This window comes from Streptomyces sp. NPDC001373, assembly GCF_042895815.1.
Classification (GTDB): domain Bacteria; phylum Actinomycetota; class Actinomycetes; order Streptomycetales; family Streptomycetaceae; genus Streptomyces.
This window is the reverse complement of record NZ_JBIAWQ010000001.1, coordinates 285,475-300,197: the sequence shown is the minus strand read 5'-3', so window position 1 is coordinate 300,197 and position 14,723 is coordinate 285,475. Positions and strand designations below refer to the sequence as shown.

The following is a 14,723-nucleotide window of genomic DNA, read 5'->3' as shown; positions in this document are numbered from 1 at the left end:
TGGACAACCGTGATCCGCAGAAAGCAGGCCCTCGCGATCGCCGCCGTGATCGCCGCCCTGTCGATGACCGCCGCGTGCGGTGGCGGCGGGGACAAGAAGGACGACAAGACGGACGCCGCCGACAGCGGCAAGGGCTACAGCGGTGCCGCCGAGGGCGTGGTCAACGCCTCCGACGCCAAGGGCGGCGAGCTCAAGCTCTGGTCCCCGCAGGACGTCGACTACCTGGACCCGGCCCGCGCCTACTACGGCTTCGTCTGGGACCTGCAGCGCCTGTACGTCCGCAGCCTGCTCGCCTACGACGCGAAGCCCGGCAAGGACGGCACCAAGGCCGTTCCGGACCTCGCCGAGGCCCTGCCGGTCGTGACCAACGACGGCAAGACCTACACCCTGAAGCTCAAGGACGGGGTGAAGTTCGAGGACGGCACGCCGATCACCTCGAAGGACGTCAAGTACGGCATCGAGCGCGTCTTCGCGCAGGACGTGCTGTCCGGCGGCCCGACCTACCTGATCGACGTCCTCGACCAGGGCCAGAAGTACCCCGGCCCGTACAAGGACACCGACCCGGACAAGATGGGCCTGAAGTCCGTCCAGACGCCGGACGACAAGACGATCGTCTTCAACCTGGCGAGCGCCAACGCCGACTTCAGCTACCTGCTGGCCATGCCGACCTCCTCGCCGGTCCCGGTGGGCAAGGACACGGGCGCCACCTACACCAACAAGCCGGTCTCCACCGGTCCTTACAAGGTGGAGAGCTTCACCGCCGGCAAGGGCGCGACCTTCGTCCGCAACGAGAACTGGGACCCGAAGACGGACCCGATCCGCAAGGGCCTGCCGGACAAGGTCTCCTTCACGGTGACCACCAACCCGGACGACATGGACCAGCGCCTGCTCTCCGGCGACATCGACCTCGCCATCGACGGCACCGGTGTGCAGCAGGCCGCCAAGAACAAGATCCTCAAGGACGCGAACCTCAAGAAGAACGCGGACAACCCGTTCACGGGCTACATCCGCTACTTCGCCTTCCCGACGACGGTCGCGCCGTTCGACAACATCGAGTGCCGCAAGGCCGTCATCTACGCGGCCGACCCGAAGTCCCTGCAGACCGCCCGCGGCGGCCCGACCAGCGGTGACCTCGGCGCGAACATGCTGCCGCCCGGCGTCCCCGGCTCGGACAAGGCCTACGACCCGTTCGGTCTGACGAAGGGCAAGCCGCAGGAGGCCAAGGCCAAGGAGGCCCTCAAGGCCTGTGGCAAGGAGGGCGGCTTCGAGACCACCATCGCGGTGCGCAACAACAAGGCGCCCGAGGTGAAGACGGCCGAGTCGCTCCAGGCCTCGCTCGCCAAGGTCGGCATCAAGGCGACGATCGACCAGTACGACGGCAAGCTCAACTCCTCCGTGATCGGTTCGCCCGAGAACGTGAAGAAGAAGGGCTACGGCATCATCGTCATGGGCTGGGGCGCCGACTACAACTCCGGCTCGGGCTTCCTCCAGCCGCTGGTCGACGGATCGTTCATCCTGCCCAACGGCAACAACAACTACACGATGATCAACGACCCGGAGATCAACGGCCTGTTCAAGACGGCCGCCACCAAGACTCCGGAAGAGGCCGCGCCCTTCTACACGGACATCAACAAGAAGGTCATGGAGAAGGCGCTCTACCTCCCGATCAACTTCGACAAGGCGCTCGTGTACCACAACCCGCGCCTGACGAACGTCTACTTCAACGAGTCCTTCGGCAAGATCGACCTCGCCACCGTGGGCATCAAGCAGTAACACCGGCCGGCCCCCGGCCCGAGTCGTCACGTACCACGTAACACCACAGGCAAGTGCCTTCACCGCACATGCGCTAGTCCGAAGGGCAGGTGAAGGCCGCAGGCGGTGGCCGCCGACCCCCACGAGGGGCGGCGGCCACCCGCGCCGGGCGGCCGACTGCAGTGCTCGTCTACCTCATACGGCGGCTTTTCAACGTCGCCGCCACGCTGCTGGTGGTCTCCGTGGTCACCTTCGGCATCTTCTTCGCGGTCCCGAAGCTGACCGGCAGCGATCCCGCGCTCATGTACGCCGGACGCGAGACCAACGAGACCGCCCTGGCGGGCATCCGCGTGAAGATGGGCTTCGACAAGCCGATCTCCGAGCAGTACCTGCTCTTCGTCAAGGGCATCTTCGCCGGCCGCGACTACGACGGCGGCACGGGCGTCACCCACTGCGCGGCCCCGTGCTTCGGCTACTCCTTCAAGACCGAGGCGCCCGTCTGGCAGACCATGATGGACCGCATCCCGGTCACCCTCTCGCTCGCCCTCGGCGCGGCGGTCATCTGGGTGATCGCGGGCGTGGCCACCGGCGTCGTCTCGGCACTCAAACGCAGGACCGCCATCGACCGCACCGTGATGGTCGGCGCGCTCGCCGGCGTCTCCCTGCCGATCTTCTTCACCGGCATGGTGGCCCCCGCCATCTTCGTCTACAGCCTCGGCTGGCTGGACGTCTCCAACTACAAACCCCTGACCGAGGATCCGCTGGCCTGGCTCAACAGCCTGATCCTGCCCTGGGTCACCCTCGCCTTCCTCTTCGCCGCGACCTACGCCCGCATCACCCGGGCGACCATGCTGGAGGTCCTCGGCGAGGACTACATCCGCACCGCCCGCGCCAAGGGCCTCAAGGAGGGCGTGGTCATCCGCAAGCACGCCCTGCGCTCCACCCTCACGCCGATCGTCACCATGTTCGGCCTGGACCTCGGCGGCCTCCTCGGCGGCGCGGTGCTGACCGAGACCACCTTCAACTTCCAGGGCCTGGGCACGGCGGCCGTCGCCGCCATCAGCCAGGGCGACCTCCCCGTGATCATGGGCGTCACCCTGCTCGCCGCGCTGTTCGTGGTGCTGGCCAACCTGATCGTGGACCTTCTGTACGCCGTCATCGACCCGCGCGTGAGGCTGACGTGACCGAGAACCAGAACAACGGCGCGCCCGCCTTCGTGCCCGAGCAGGGAGGCCCGCGCGACGGGGCACCCTTCCTCTCCGTGCGCGACCTGAAGGTGCACTTCCCGACCGACGACGGCCTCGTGAAGTCCGTCGACGGCCTCTCCTTCGACCTCGAACGCGGCAAGACCCTCGGCATCGTGGGCGAGTCCGGCTCCGGCAAGTCGGTCACCTCGCTGGCCATCATGGGCCTGCACCGCACCGGCAACGCCCGCAGCCGCCCGCACATCTCGGGCGAGGTCGTCCTCGACGGCGAGGAACTCGTCGGCGCCGACGCCGACCACGTGCGCCGGCTGCGCGGCCGCAAGATGGCCATGGTCTTCCAGGACCCGCTCTCCGCGATGCACCCGTACTACTCGGTCGGCAAGCAGATCATCGAGGCGTACCGGACCCACCACGACGTCGACAAGAAGACGGCCCGCACCCGGGCCGTGGAGATGCTCGACCGCGTCGGCATCCCCGAGCCCCACCAGCGCGTGGACGCCTACCCGCACGAGTTCTCCGGCGGTATGCGCCAGCGCGCGATGATCGCGATGGCGCTGGTCAACAACCCCGAGCTGCTCATCGCGGACGAGCCGACCACCGCCCTCGACGTCACCGTCCAGGCGCAGATCCTCGACCTGATCCGCGACCTCCAGAAGGAGTTCGGCTCCGCGGTCATCATGATCACGCACGACCTCGGCGTGGTCGCCGAGATGGCCGACGACCTCCTCGTGATGTACGGCGGCCGCTGCGTCGAGCGGGGTTCCGCCGAGAAGGTCTTCTACGAGCCCCGGCACCCCTACACCTGGGGCCTGCTCGGCTCCATGCCGCGCATCGACCGCGACCAGACCGACCGGCTGATCCCGGTCAAGGGCTCGCCGCCCAGCCTGATCAACATCCCGAGCGGCTGCGCCTTCAACCCCCGGTGCCCCTACGCCGACGTGCCCAAGGGCGGCATCACCCGCACCCAGCGCCCCGAACTCACCGAGGACGGCAGCCGGCACTGGTCCGCCTGCCACATGTCGCAGGAGGAGCGGACCCGGATCTGGACCGAAGAGATTGCGCCGAAGCTGTGACCGACATGAAGAAGGACACCGACCCCGCCTCCGCCTCCACCCCCGCCCCCGCGAAGCCCTCCGAGCCGGAGACCCTCCTGAGGGTCTCCGGCCTGGTCAAGCACTTCCCCATCAGCAAGGGGCTGCTGCGCCGCCAGACCGGAGCGGTCAAGGCCGTCGACGGGATCGACTTCGAGGTCCGGCGCGGTGAGACGCTCGGCGTCGTGGGCGAGTCCGGCTGCGGCAAGTCGACGATGGGCCGGCTCATCACCCGTCTCTTGGAGCCGACGGGCGGACGCATCGAGTTCGAGGGCCAGGACATCACGCACCTGGGCGTCTCCCAGATGCGCCCGCTGCGCCGTGACGTGCAGATGATCTTCCAGGACCCGTACGGCTCACTGAACCCGCGTCACACGGTCGGTGCGATCGTCTCGGCCCCCTTCAACCTCCAGGGGGTCACCCCGGAGGGCGGGGTCAAGGCGGAGGTCCAGCGCCTCCTGTCCCTGGTCGGCCTGAACCCGGAGCACTACAACCGCTACCCGCACGAGTTCTCGGGCGGCCAGCGCCAGCGCATCGGCATCGCCCGCGCCCTGGCCCTCAAGCCGAAGCTCGTCGTCGCGGACGAGCCGGTCTCGGCGCTGGACGTGTCGATCCAGGCCCAGGTGGTCAACCTGCTGGACGACCTCCAGCAGGAGCTCGGCCTGACCTACGTGATCATCGCGCACGACCTGTCGGTCATCCGGCACGTCTCGGACCGCATCGCGGTGATGTACCTCGGCAAGATCGTGGAGCTGGCCGACCGCAAGTCCCTGTACGAGTCGCCCATGCACCCGTACACGAACGCGCTGCTCTCCGCCGTCCCGGTCCCGGACCCCCGGCGGCGCGGGGCCAAGAGCGGCCGCATCCTGCTCAAGGGCGACGTCCCCTCGCCGATCTCCCCGCCGGCCGGGTGCCGCTTCCACACCCGGTGCTGGAAGGCCACGGAGGTCTGCAAGACCCAGGACCCGCCGCTGGTCGCCCTCAAGACGGGCCACGAGGTCGCCTGCCACCACCCGGAGAACGCGGAGGCCGCCCCGGCCGCAGCGGGATCCAGCCCCGCCGGCGCCTGACCCTCCAGCCTCGTCGGCGTTTGAGGCGTGGGGGTACCCCCAGCGGTAGCCGGGGGAGGGTCCGGGGCGGAGCCCCGGGGTCTTCCAGCCCCGCCAGGGGGCGCCTGTCAGCGGTAGCCGGGGGAGAAGCGGTGAAAGGGCGGGTCGGGGGGGACTGCTCCGCGCAGCGGCCCCCGGCCCCGCCCCACCCACCGGCGGAGCTCCTGTCCCAGCGCCCTCGCCCGCCGGGCGACAATGAGGCGTGCTCCACGATCTCTTCCCGCCCGGAGTCCAGCACGCCCTGGACCTCGCCGGCATCTTCGTCTTCGCCCTCGCCGGCGCCCTCCTCGCGGTCCGCAAGAACTTCGACGTCTTCGGCATCGCCGTCCTCGCGCTCGTCACCGCCCTCGGCGGCGGCCTCTTCCGCGACATCTGCATCGGCGCCGTCCCGCCCGCCGCCTTCGGCGAGCTCAGCTTCTTCGTCACGCCCCTGCTCGCCGCCGCGCTCGTCTTCTTCCTGCACCCCGAGGTGCAGCGCATCAACCGCGCCATCAACGTCTGCGACGCCGCCGGCCTCGGCCTGTTCTGCGTGTCGGGCACCACCAAGGCCTACGAGTACGGACTCGGGCTGACCTCCTCCGCCGCCCTGGGCGTGGCCACCGCCGTCGGCGGCGGCGTTCTGCGCGACGTCCTCGCCAACGAGGTCCCCTCGCTGCTGCGCGACCGCGAGATGTACGCCGTCCCCGCCGTCGTCGGCGCCTCGATGGTGGCCCTCTTCATCAGCTTCGGCGTCCTGAACGCCATGACGACCGCCCTCGCGATCGTCACCACGTTCGTCCTGCGCATCCTCGCCATGCAGTACCACTGGCGCGCCCCGCTGGCCTGGAACCGCCGCTCCTCGGTGGCCGAAGAACCCTAGGCCCTCCACCCCCCAAAACAAAAGCTACCGCTTAGTAGCTTGCGCGTGTACCGTCGTCGCCATGTCACACGCAGCGGCCCAGGCATCCATCGGCGACAGCGAGTTCGACCGCGACACCACCGTCACGCCCCGCGCGGGCGAGCCCGGTGTGTACGACGCGGAGCTCTCCGCCGGCTGGACGATCATCACCGCCGTCAACGGCGGCTATCTGCTGGCCCTGGTCGGCCGGGCCCTGTCGGCGGCCCTGCCGCACCCGGACCCCTTCACCGTCTCCGCCCACTACCTGACCTCCTCCGTGCCCGGCCCCGCCGTGATCCGCACCGAGGTCGTGAGGATCGGCCGCACCCTCTCCACCGGCCAGGCCTCGCTGTTCCAGTACGACGAGAGCGGCGCCGAGGTCGAGCGCATCCGCGTCCTCGCCTCCTACGGAGACCTCTCCTCGCTCCCCGACAGCGTCCACACCGTGGCGCTGCCCCCGGCCATCCCGGCCTACGAGGACTGCCTCGGCGCCGAGGCGGGCCCGGCCCCGATCCCCGGCAGCAACGCCATCGTGGACCGGCTCCGGCTGCGGCTGGACCCGGCGACGGCGGGCTGGGCCGTCGGCGCGCCGTCGGGCAAGGGCGAGATGCGGGCCTGGTTCGAACTGGCGGACGGCCGCGACGCGGACCCGCTGTCGCTGCTGCTCGCGGTGGACGCCCTGCCCCCGACCGCCTTCGACCTCGGTCTCCTGGGCTGGGCCCCGACGGTCGAACTCACCACCCACGTCCGCCACCGCCCGGCCCCGGGTCCCCTCCGCATCGGCATCGTCACCCGCAACCTGGCGGGCGGCTTCCTGGAGGAGGACGCGGAGGTCTGGGACTCGGCCGACCGCCTGGTCGCCCAGTCCCGCCAGCTGGCCCGGGCGCCGCGCTAGGGCCTGTCATCACTTTCCCGCGGCCGCCCGGTGCGTGCTCTCGGTGCGCCGGGGGGAAGACCTCGTACCGGACGTACCCGCTCTCCTGCCCGGTGCGGCGAGAGGGCGGGCCACGCACCGCGGGGCAGACGGGAAGGTGACGACCGGCGCCGACCGCGGCCGGTGGCCGGGCCGGTGCCCCAAGCGGCGCCGGTGGGCGGGCCGGCGCCGCGTGGGGCGCCTCCGGCCGCCGCCCCGGCCCCGCAGCGGTCGGACCAACCGCCCCCGCGCGCGGACGGGCGGGGCGGGGGACTCGTAGAATCAAAAAATCATGGCCTACCTCGACCACGCCGCGACCACGCCGATGCTCCCGGAAGCCGCCGCGGCGATGACCGCGCAGTTCGCCGCCACCGGTAACGCCTCCTCCCTGCACGCCGCCGGCCGCCGCGCCCGCCGCACCGTCGAGGAGGCCCGCGAGGCCCTCGCCGAAGCGCTCGGCGCCCGCCCCAGCGAGGTGGTCTTCACCGCCGGCGGCACCGAGGCCGACAACCTCGCCGTCAAGGGCCTCTACTGGGCCCGCCGCGACGCCGACCCGGCCCGCACCCGCATCCTCACCAGCCCCGTGGAACACCACGCCGTCCTCGACGCCGTCCACTGGCTCGCCGAGCACGAAGGGGCCGACGTCGAGTACCTCCCCGTCGACCACCACGGCCGGGTCCGCCCCGAGGCCTTCCGGGAGGCCGTCGAGCGGGGCCCCGACGACATCGCCCTGGCCACCGTCATGTGGGCCAACAACGAGATCGGCACCGTCATGCCGGTCCGCGAACTCGCCGCCGTCGCCCGCGAGCACGGCGTCCCGCTGCACTCCGACGCCGTCCAGGCCGTCGGACAGCTCGACGTCCGCTTCGGCGACAGCGGCCTCGCCGCGATGACCGTCAGCGGCCACAAGATCGGCGGCCCCTACGGCATCGGCGCCCTGCTCCTCGGCCGCGACCAGACCCCCGTCCCCGTGCTGCACGGCGGCGGACAGGAGCGGCACGTCCGCTCCGGGACCCTCGACGTGCCCGCCATCGCCGCCTTCGCGGTGTCGGCCGTCCTCGCCGCCGAGCGGCGCGAGCGGTTCGCCGCCGAGGTCGGCGCGCTGCGCGACGAGCTGATCGGCGCCGTCCTCGCGGCCGTCCCCGACGCCGTCCTCGGCGGGGACCCCGAGGACCGGCTCCCGGCCAACGCCCACTTCAGCTTCCCCGGCTGCGAGGGTGACTCCCTGCTGCTGCTCCTGGACGCGCAGGGCATCGAGTGCTCGACCGGCTCCGCCTGCACGGCGGGCGTCGCCCAGCCCAGCCACGTCCTGCTCGCCACCGGCACCGACCCGCAGCTGGCCCGCGGCACCCTCCGCTTCTCCCTGGGGCACACCTCCACCAAGGAGGACGTCGCGGCGGTGGCGGCGGCCATCGGCCCGGCCGTGGCCAGGGCCCGCACGGCCGGCCTCAGCTAGTGCTGTGGCCGGCCTGCGCGGGAGCGGTCCGGGCGAGTTCCTCCCGGACCGTCCGCAGGTAGCGGTCCCAGTCCCAGTGCGGTCCCGGGTCGGTGTGGTCGGCGCCCGGGACCTCCGAGTGGCCCAGGAGGTGCGTGCGGTCCACCGGTATGTGATACCTCCGGCAGACGTCCGCCGCCAGCCGCGCCGACGCCGCGTACATCGCGTCCGTGAAGTCCTGCGGGCGGTCGACGAATCCCTCGTGCTCGATGCCGACGCTGCGCTCGTTCATGGACCGGTTCCCGGCGTGGAAGGCGACGTCCAGCTCGCGCACCATCTGCTCCACGTGCCCGTCCTGGCGGACTATGTAGTGCGCGGACGCCTTGTGGAAGGGGTTCTTGAACGCGTCCACCGACGAGGCGAAGTCCCCCTGTGTGACATGCACGACGATCCGGTCCACCCGGTAGTCGTCGGGCCGGTCCGCCATCCGCCAGTTCGCCGGCGAGGCCGCCGTCCAGCCCACCCCGGGGGAGTCCACCTCCCCCTCCTTGCGCGGCTTGCTCACCCCCGGCAGCAGCCACCAGGCCCGCCGGAGCTCCTGCTGCCCCGCCAGTGCCCCCACCGCGAGCACCCCGAGCCCGCCGAACAGCACCGCCCGCCGGGTCCGGCCCCCGCCCTTGGCCTTCGCGCCCTTCTCGGTCATGTGATCCACCCCCCACCGCCGACAACGCGCCGTGACCCCGCGCGGTTCCCCGTACCCTGGAAGACGCTATGACTGAGAACCTGCCGCGCACCGCCCGCCCCCTCCGCGTCCTCGCCGCCATGTCCGGCGGCGTGGACTCCGCCGTCGCCGCCGCGCGCGCGGTCGAGGCCGGGCACGACGTCACGGGCGTCCACCTGGCGCTCTCCGCGAACCCCCAGTCCTTCCGGACCGGCGCCCGCGGCTGCTGCACCATCGAGGACTCCCGCGACGCCCGCCGCGCCGCCGACGTCATCGGCATCCCCTTCTACTGCTGGGACCTCGCCGAGCGCTTCCGCGAGGACGTGGTCGAGGACTTCGTCGCCGAGTACGAGGCCGGGCGCACCCCGAACCCCTGCCTGCGCTGCAACGAGAAGATCAAGTTCGCGGCCCTCCTCGACAAGGCCCTCGCCCTCGGCTTCGACGCCGTCTGCACGGGCCACTACGCGACGATCGTGGAGAAGGAGGACGGCACGCGCGAGATGCACCGCGCCTCCGACATGGCCAAGGACCAGTCCTACGTCCTCGGCGTCCTCGACGAGAAGCAGCTGGCCCACGCCCTCTTCCCGCTGGGCGACACGGTCACCACCAAGGACGAGATCCGCGCCGAGGCCGAGCGCCGGGGCCTGGCCGTGGCGAAGAAGCCCGACAGCCACGACATCTGCTTCATCGCCGACGGCGACACCCAGGGCTTCCTCGCCCAGCGCCTCGGCAAGGCCGAGGGCGACATCGTCGACGAGGCGACCGGCGAGAAGGTCGGCACCCACGACGGGGCGTACGGCTTCACCATCGGCCAGCGCAAGGGCCTGCGCATCGGCCACCCCGCCCCCGACGGCAAGCCCCGCTACGTCCTCGACATCTCGCCGGTGAACAACACCGTCACCGTCGGCCCCGCCGAGGCCCTCGACGTCACAGCCCTCACCGCGATCCGCCCCCGCTGGTGCGGCTCCACCGCCGCCCCGGCGGGCACCTACACCGCCCAGCTGCGCGCCCACGGCGGCGAGACGGAGGTCTTCGCCGAGGTCGTGGACGGCGAACTGCGCGTCCGCTTCACCGAGCCGGTCCGCGGCGTGGCCCCCGGCCAGGCGATCGTGCTCTACGACGGCACCCGCGTGGTCGGCTCCGCCACCATCGCCACCACCACCCGGGCCACCGCCTCCGCCGTCTAGCGCTCCGACCGGAAGGGCTCACCGCCTCACGACGCCCGGCACGGCACCTCGCCGCGTTGTGGGGCCACGCAAGTACGTCCAGTACGAGCCGTGGCCCTCCGCCTTGCGACGCACCGCACCGGACGCCGCGAACCGGCGCACCTTTCCGTCAGAGCACCAGGAGGTCCCCGGCTCAGACCACCGACAGGACGATCTTGCCGGTGGTCCGGCCCCGCTCGCCGAGCTCGTGGGCCTCGGCGGCCCGCTCCAGCGGCAGCACCGCCTCCACCAGCGGCTTCAGCGCGCCGCCGTCGGCCAGTGCCGCGATCTCGCGCAGCCCCAGCCGGTCCGGCTCGACCAGCACCCAGTCCGCGCGGAAGCCGCGGGTGTCGGCCGGGATGTCGTCCGGGCCGGGCAGGGTGATTAGCCGGCCGCCCTCGCGCAGCACCGAGAGGGAGCGCTCGGCGACCTCGCCGCCGAGGCCGTCCAGGACCACGTCCACGTCCGAGACGACGTCCTCGAAGGCCACCGCGCGGTAGTCCACGACCTCGTCCGCGCCCAGCGAGCGCAGCAGCTCGTGCTTGCCCGCGCTGGCCGTGCCGATCACGTACGCCCCGCGCGCCTTGGCGATCTGCACCGCCAGGTGCCCGACGCCGCCGGCGGCCGCGTGCACCAGGACCCGCTCGCCGGGACGCACGTCCGCGGTGTCCACCAGTGCCTGCCAGGCGGTCAGCGCGGCCAGCGGCAGGGCGGCGGCCTCGACGTGGCTCAGGGAGGCGGGCTTCGCCGCCAGCTGCCGGGCCGGGGCGACCGCGTACTCGGCGTAGCCGCCCGCCTGGCGCGGGAAGTGCGGCATCCCGTACACCTCGTCACCGGGGGCGAAGAGGGTGACGCCGGGGCCGACCGCCTCGACCGTGCCGGACACGTCCCAGCCCACGATCGGGCTCTCGCCCCAGGCGATCAGGGCCCCGCTGGCCCGGGTCTTCCAGTCGACCGGGTTCACGCCGGCCGCGTGGATCCGGACGAGGACCTCGCCGAAACCGGGCTCGGGCCGGTCGATCTCCCGCTCGACCAGGTTCTCCGGGCCGCCCCACTCGTTCACGACGATCGCGCGCATGTCCGCCTGCCTCATTCCATCCGTTTGCGTCTGATTCCGGGCCGTTTCCCGGCGACGGGTCCCAGACTGGGGCACCGCGCACCTCCGCGGTGTTGGCCGTTTGGCCACTATGTGACAGGATCTGGCCATGAGTGAGACGTGGGAACGCACCGAGGACGCGGCCAGGCCGGGCCGCGGCGCGGGCGGCAGGCACCTCGTCGCGGTGCTGGCCCTGCCCGGCTTCCCCCCGTTCGAGCTGGGCATCCCCTCCCGGGTCTTCGGCAGCGCCGTGGACGACGACGGCGAAGCCCTCTACGAGGTCGTGGTCTGCACCGCCGACGGCCTCCCCGTGCCCAGCGACTCCGGCTTCACCCTCCAGCCCGCCGCCGGGCCCGAAGCCCTCGCCGCCGCCGACACCGTGATCGTCCCGCCCACCCACGCCATGCCCGAGCTGGCCCTCGGCGGGCCGCTGCCGCCCGCCGTCGCCGCGGCCATCGCGGGCATCCGCCCCGGCACCCGCCTGGTGTCCATCTGCACCGGCTCCTACGTCCTCGCCGCCGCCGGGCTGCTCGACGGCCGGCCCGCCACCACCCACTGGAACCTCGCCCGGGAGTTCCGCCGGGCCTACCCCGGGGTCCGCGTCGACGAGGACGTGCTCTTCGTCGACGACGGCGACGTCCTGACCTCGGCCGGGGTCTCCGCCGGCGTCGACCTGTGCCTGCACCTGATCCGCCGCGACCACGGCGCCGCCGTCACCAACCGGGCCGCCCGCATCTGCGTCGTCCCGCCCTGGCGCGACGGCGGGCAGGCCCAGTACATCGACCGCCCCGTCCCCGAACCCACGGTCGCCACCACCACCGCCACCCGCGCCTGGGCCCTGGAACGCCTCGCCGAACCGGTCAGCCTCGCCGAGCTCGCCGCCCACGCCCGGATGAGCCTGCGCACCTTCACCCGCCGCTTCCGCGACGAGGTCGGCATGACCCCCGTCCAGTGGCTCACCGCGCAGCGGCTCGAAGTCGCCCGCGACCTGCTGGAGTCCAGCGACCTGCCCGTCGACCTGGTCGCCCACCGCGCCGGCTTCGGCACCGCGAACTCCCTGCGCCAGCACATGCGCGCGTCCCTCGGCGTCTCCCCGATCGCCTACCGCCGCACCTTCCGGTCCACCGCCCCGGCCCTGCGGCCGGCATGACCCCGCAGGTAATCGACCGGCCCCCGCGCCCCTGCCACGATGAGATCAACAAGCCGTCCGGACCAGGGAATCGGGAGCCAGACATGACCGCGTACGCCATCGGCCACATACGTCCCCAGACCATGAACGAGGACATCCTCCGCTACATCGAGGAGATCCAGTCGACCATGGACCCCTTCGAGGGCCGCTTCCTCGTCCACGGCAACCCGGTCGAGGTACTGGAGGGCTCCTTCCCCGGCGACCTCGTGATCATCGCCTTCCCGGACATCGAGTGCGCCCGCGCCTGGTACGCCTCCCCCGCCTACCAGGAGATCCTGCCCCTGCGCACCCGGCACATCCCCGGCGACATCCTCCTCGTCGACGGCGTCCCGGCGGGCTACGACGCCACGAAGACGGCCACCGCCCTCCGCGCGTCCGCGGGGCTCTGACACCGGCCGCGCCGGCAGGCCCCGGGCGGCGGGGCCGACGGCCGCCGCGGGGTGCGAGCATGGCCGTATGCCTACTCACCTGATCACCGGTGCCGGCTCCGGCATCGGAGCCGCGGTCGCCTCCCGCCTGCACGCCCGCGGCGACGACCTCGTCCTGCTCGCCCGTGACGCCGCCCGCGCCCGGCAGCTCGTCGAGCGCTACCCCGGAGCCCGGACCCTCGTTGGCGACCTCGCGGACCCCGACCGGCTCTCCTGGGCTTTCTCCAAGCAGCCGATGCCCGAGCGGATCGACTCCCTCCTGCACATCGCCGGGATCGTCGACCTCGGCCCCGTCGGCGAACTGCGCCCCAAGACCTGGCACCAGCAGCTCAACGTCAACCTGATCGCCCCCGCCGAGGTCACCCGCCTCCTGCTGCCCACCCTGCGGGCCTCCAGGGCGACCGTCGTCTTCGTGAACTCCGGCGCCGGCCTGAGCGCCCACGCCGAGTGGAGCGCCTACGCCGCCTCCAAGCACGGCCTCAAGGCCCTCGCCGACTCCCTGCGCGCCGAGGAGAAGGCCAACGGCATCCGCGTCACCTCGGTCTACCCCGGCCGCACCGCCAGCCCCATGCAGGCCAAGGTCCACTCGCAGGAGGGCAAGGAGTACGACCCCACCGCCTGGGTCGACCCCGAGTCCGTGGCCACCACCATCGTCATGGCCGTCGACCTGCCGCGCGACGCCGAGGTCGTCGACCTGAGCGTCAGGCCCGGCCGATGACCGCGGGTGCAACCGGCGTCGGATCCCTGCCGGGCGGCGACGCCCGCGAGGCCGCCAAGACCGCCACGGGCTCCTTCGAGGACTTCCCGTACCTCCCCGAACTGCCCGCCCGCGGGCCCGGCGCCGACATGATCGGCCGCTCCCTCGGCCTGCTGGTCGACCTGTACGCCCACGTCGAGCCCAGCGGCTGGCGGATCAGCGACCGCCCCGGCCGCGACACCCGGCGGGCCCGCTCCTGGCTCGGCGAGGACCTCGACGCGCTGGAGGAGTTCACCCAGGGGTACACCGGCAGGCTGAAGGTCCAGGCCGTCGGGCCGTGGACACTGGCCGCCGCCCTCGAACTGCACGGCGGCGAGGCCGTCCTCCAGGACGCCGGAGCCTGCCGCGACCTCGCCGCCTCCCTCGCCGAGGGCATGCGCGGCCACCTCGCCGACGTCCGCAAGCGCGTCCCGGGCGCCGAGATCGTCCTCCAGTACGACGAGCCCTCGCTCACCGCCGTCCTGCGCGGCCGGGTGCGCTCCGCCAGCGGCTACCGCACCTACCGGGCGGTCGACCGGCAGGTCGTCGAGAGCGCCCTGCGCGACCTGTTCTCCGTCCACGACGGGGAGGTCGTCGTCCACTCCTGCGCGCCCGACGTCCCCTTCGCGCTGCTGCGCCGGGCCGGCGCCGCGGCCGTCTCGTTCGATTTTTCCCTGCTCACCGAGCGCGAGGACGACGCCATCGGCGAAGCCGTCGAAGGCGGGATGAAACTCTTCGCCGGAGTGGTGCCGGGGACCGACGGCCCGTTGTCGGACCCGGGCGGTAGCGTCATGGGTGTCAGGAAGCTTTGGCGCAGGCTGGGGCTGGCTCCGGGGACTCTCGCCGAGTCCGTCGTGGTCACCCCCTCGTGCGGTCTGGCGGGCGCCTCGCCCGCCTACGCCCGCGCGGTGCAGGCCCACTGCGTCAGGGCGGCGAGGTCGCTCGCCGACAACCCTGAGTGACGGA

At 72.3% G+C, this 14,723-nt stretch carries 14 protein-coding genes; 12 read left to right on the top strand and 2 right to left on the bottom strand.

Going from position 1 to position 14,723, the window contains the following annotated elements:
* Positions 1-63 precede the first annotated feature (63 nt).
* The 7 genes from ACFY15_RS01475 to ACFY15_RS01445 all read left to right on the top strand — a co-directional run bounded on the left by ACFY15_RS01475 (position 64) and on the right by ACFY15_RS01445 (position 8,403).
* Positions 64-1,773 (top strand): ABC transporter substrate-binding protein, encoded by a 1,710-nt coding sequence (locus ACFY15_RS01475; protein WP_390685524.1) that lies wholly within the window; start codon positions 64-66, stop codon positions 1,771-1,773.
* Between the two features lie 161 nt (positions 1,774-1,934).
* A complete protein-coding gene (locus ACFY15_RS01470) occupies positions 1,935-2,936 on the top strand; it encodes an ABC transporter permease (RefSeq protein WP_042811653.1) in 1,002 nt (333 codons plus the stop codon).
* 32 nt (positions 2,937-2,968) lie between these two features.
* A complete protein-coding gene (locus tag ACFY15_RS01465; RefSeq protein WP_390685525.1) occupies positions 2,969-4,030 on the top strand; it encodes an ABC transporter ATP-binding protein in 1,062 nt (353 codons plus the stop codon).
* Positions 4,031-4,035: 5 nt separating this feature from the next.
* On the top strand, positions 4,036-5,118 hold the full coding sequence (locus tag ACFY15_RS01460; protein WP_390685526.1) for an ABC transporter ATP-binding protein: 1,083 nt from the start codon (positions 4,036-4,038) through the stop codon (positions 5,116-5,118).
* Positions 5,119-5,359: 241 nt separating this feature from the next.
* Positions 5,360-6,016, top strand: a complete 657-nt coding sequence (locus tag ACFY15_RS01455; RefSeq protein WP_390685444.1) for a trimeric intracellular cation channel family protein — start codon at positions 5,360-5,362, stop codon at positions 6,014-6,016.
* Between the two features lie 61 nt (positions 6,017-6,077).
* A complete protein-coding gene (locus ACFY15_RS01450; RefSeq protein ID WP_390685445.1) occupies positions 6,078-6,929 on the top strand; it encodes a thioesterase family protein in 852 nt (283 codons plus the stop codon).
* Positions 6,930-7,239: 310 nt separating this feature from the next.
* Positions 7,240-8,403: a cysteine desulfurase family protein gene (locus ACFY15_RS01445; protein ID WP_390685446.1), complete on the top strand. Its 1,164-nt coding sequence runs from the start codon at positions 7,240-7,242 to the stop codon at positions 8,401-8,403.
* On the opposite strand, the gene ACFY15_RS01440 is transcribed toward ACFY15_RS01445, so the two are convergent.
* The gene (locus ACFY15_RS01440) at positions 8,396-9,085 is read right to left on the bottom strand and encodes an N-acetylmuramoyl-L-alanine amidase (RefSeq protein WP_390685447.1); all 690 of its coding nucleotides are present in this window, start codon (positions 9,083-9,085) and stop codon (positions 8,396-8,398) included. The genes ACFY15_RS01445 and ACFY15_RS01440 overlap by 8 nt on opposite strands.
* A gap of 68 nt (positions 9,086-9,153) precedes the next feature.
* On the opposite strand from ACFY15_RS01440, the gene mnmA reads away from it, so the two are divergent.
* Positions 9,154-10,290: a tRNA 2-thiouridine(34) synthase MnmA gene (gene mnmA, locus ACFY15_RS01435; RefSeq protein WP_390685448.1), complete on the top strand. Its 1,137-nt coding sequence runs from the start codon at positions 9,154-9,156 to the stop codon at positions 10,288-10,290.
* A gap of 172 nt (positions 10,291-10,462) precedes the next feature.
* Here the strand turns inward: mnmA and ACFY15_RS01430 are convergent, their stop codons facing one another.
* Positions 10,463-11,386, bottom strand: a complete 924-nt coding sequence (locus ACFY15_RS01430; RefSeq protein WP_390685450.1) for an NADP-dependent oxidoreductase — start codon at positions 11,384-11,386, stop codon at positions 10,463-10,465.
* Between the two features lie 127 nt (positions 11,387-11,513).
* Between ACFY15_RS01430 and ACFY15_RS01425 the strand changes: the two genes are divergently transcribed.
* The 4 genes from ACFY15_RS01425 (at position 11,514) to ACFY15_RS01410 (ending at position 14,719) form a co-directional block, all read left to right on the top strand.
* Entirely contained in the window at positions 11,514-12,554 is a 1,041-nt protein-coding gene (locus ACFY15_RS01425; RefSeq protein WP_390685451.1) for a GlxA family transcriptional regulator, read from the top strand.
* An 83-nt stretch (positions 12,555-12,637) separates the two neighbouring features.
* Positions 12,638-12,982: a DUF1330 domain-containing protein gene (locus ACFY15_RS01420; protein WP_390685452.1), complete on the top strand. Its 345-nt coding sequence runs from the start codon at positions 12,638-12,640 to the stop codon at positions 12,980-12,982.
* 67 nt (positions 12,983-13,049) lie between these two features.
* Entirely contained in the window at positions 13,050-13,739 is a 690-nt protein-coding gene (locus ACFY15_RS01415; RefSeq protein ID WP_390685453.1) for an SDR family oxidoreductase, read from the top strand.
* Complete coding sequence (locus ACFY15_RS01410; protein WP_390685454.1) at positions 13,736-14,719, top strand: methionine synthase; 984 nt, start codon at positions 13,736-13,738, stop codon at positions 14,717-14,719. Before ACFY15_RS01415 ends, ACFY15_RS01410 begins: the two co-directional genes overlap by 4 nt.
* Positions 14,720-14,723: the final 4 nt, after the last annotated feature.

What these genes read in the sequence shown, in the direction of transcription:
- ACFY15_RS01475 (WP_390685524.1), top strand. Translation starts at nt 64, where the DNA reads ATGACCGCCGCGTGCGGTGGCGGCGGGGACAAGAAGGACGACAAGACG.
- ACFY15_RS01460 (WP_390685526.1), top strand. Translation starts at nt 4,036, where the DNA reads ATGAAGAAGGACACCGACCCCGCCTCCGCCTCCACCCCCGCCCCCGCG.
- ACFY15_RS01450 (WP_390685445.1), top strand. Translation starts at nt 6,078, where the DNA reads ATGTCACACGCAGCGGCCCAGGCATCCATCGGCGACAGCGAGTTCGAC.
- ACFY15_RS01445 (WP_390685446.1), top strand. Translation starts at nt 7,240, where the DNA reads ATGGCCTACCTCGACCACGCCGCGACCACGCCGATGCTCCCGGAAGCC.
- ACFY15_RS01440 (WP_390685447.1), bottom strand. Translation starts at nt 9,085, where the DNA reads ATGACCGAGAAGGGCGCGAAGGCCAAGGGCGGGGGCCGGACCCGGCGG.
- mnmA (WP_390685448.1), top strand. Translation starts at nt 9,154, where the DNA reads ATGACTGAGAACCTGCCGCGCACCGCCCGCCCCCTCCGCGTCCTCGCC.
- ACFY15_RS01430 (WP_390685450.1), bottom strand. Translation starts at nt 11,386, where the DNA reads ATGCGCGCGATCGTCGTGAACGAGTGGGGCGGCCCGGAGAACCTGGTC.
- ACFY15_RS01425 (WP_390685451.1), top strand. Translation starts at nt 11,514, where the DNA reads ATGAGTGAGACGTGGGAACGCACCGAGGACGCGGCCAGGCCGGGCCGC.
- ACFY15_RS01420 (WP_390685452.1), top strand. Translation starts at nt 12,638, where the DNA reads ATGACCGCGTACGCCATCGGCCACATACGTCCCCAGACCATGAACGAG.
- ACFY15_RS01415 (WP_390685453.1), top strand. Translation starts at nt 13,050, where the DNA reads ATGCCTACTCACCTGATCACCGGTGCCGGCTCCGGCATCGGAGCCGCG.
- ACFY15_RS01410 (WP_390685454.1), top strand. Translation starts at nt 13,736, where the DNA reads ATGACCGCGGGTGCAACCGGCGTCGGATCCCTGCCGGGCGGCGACGCC.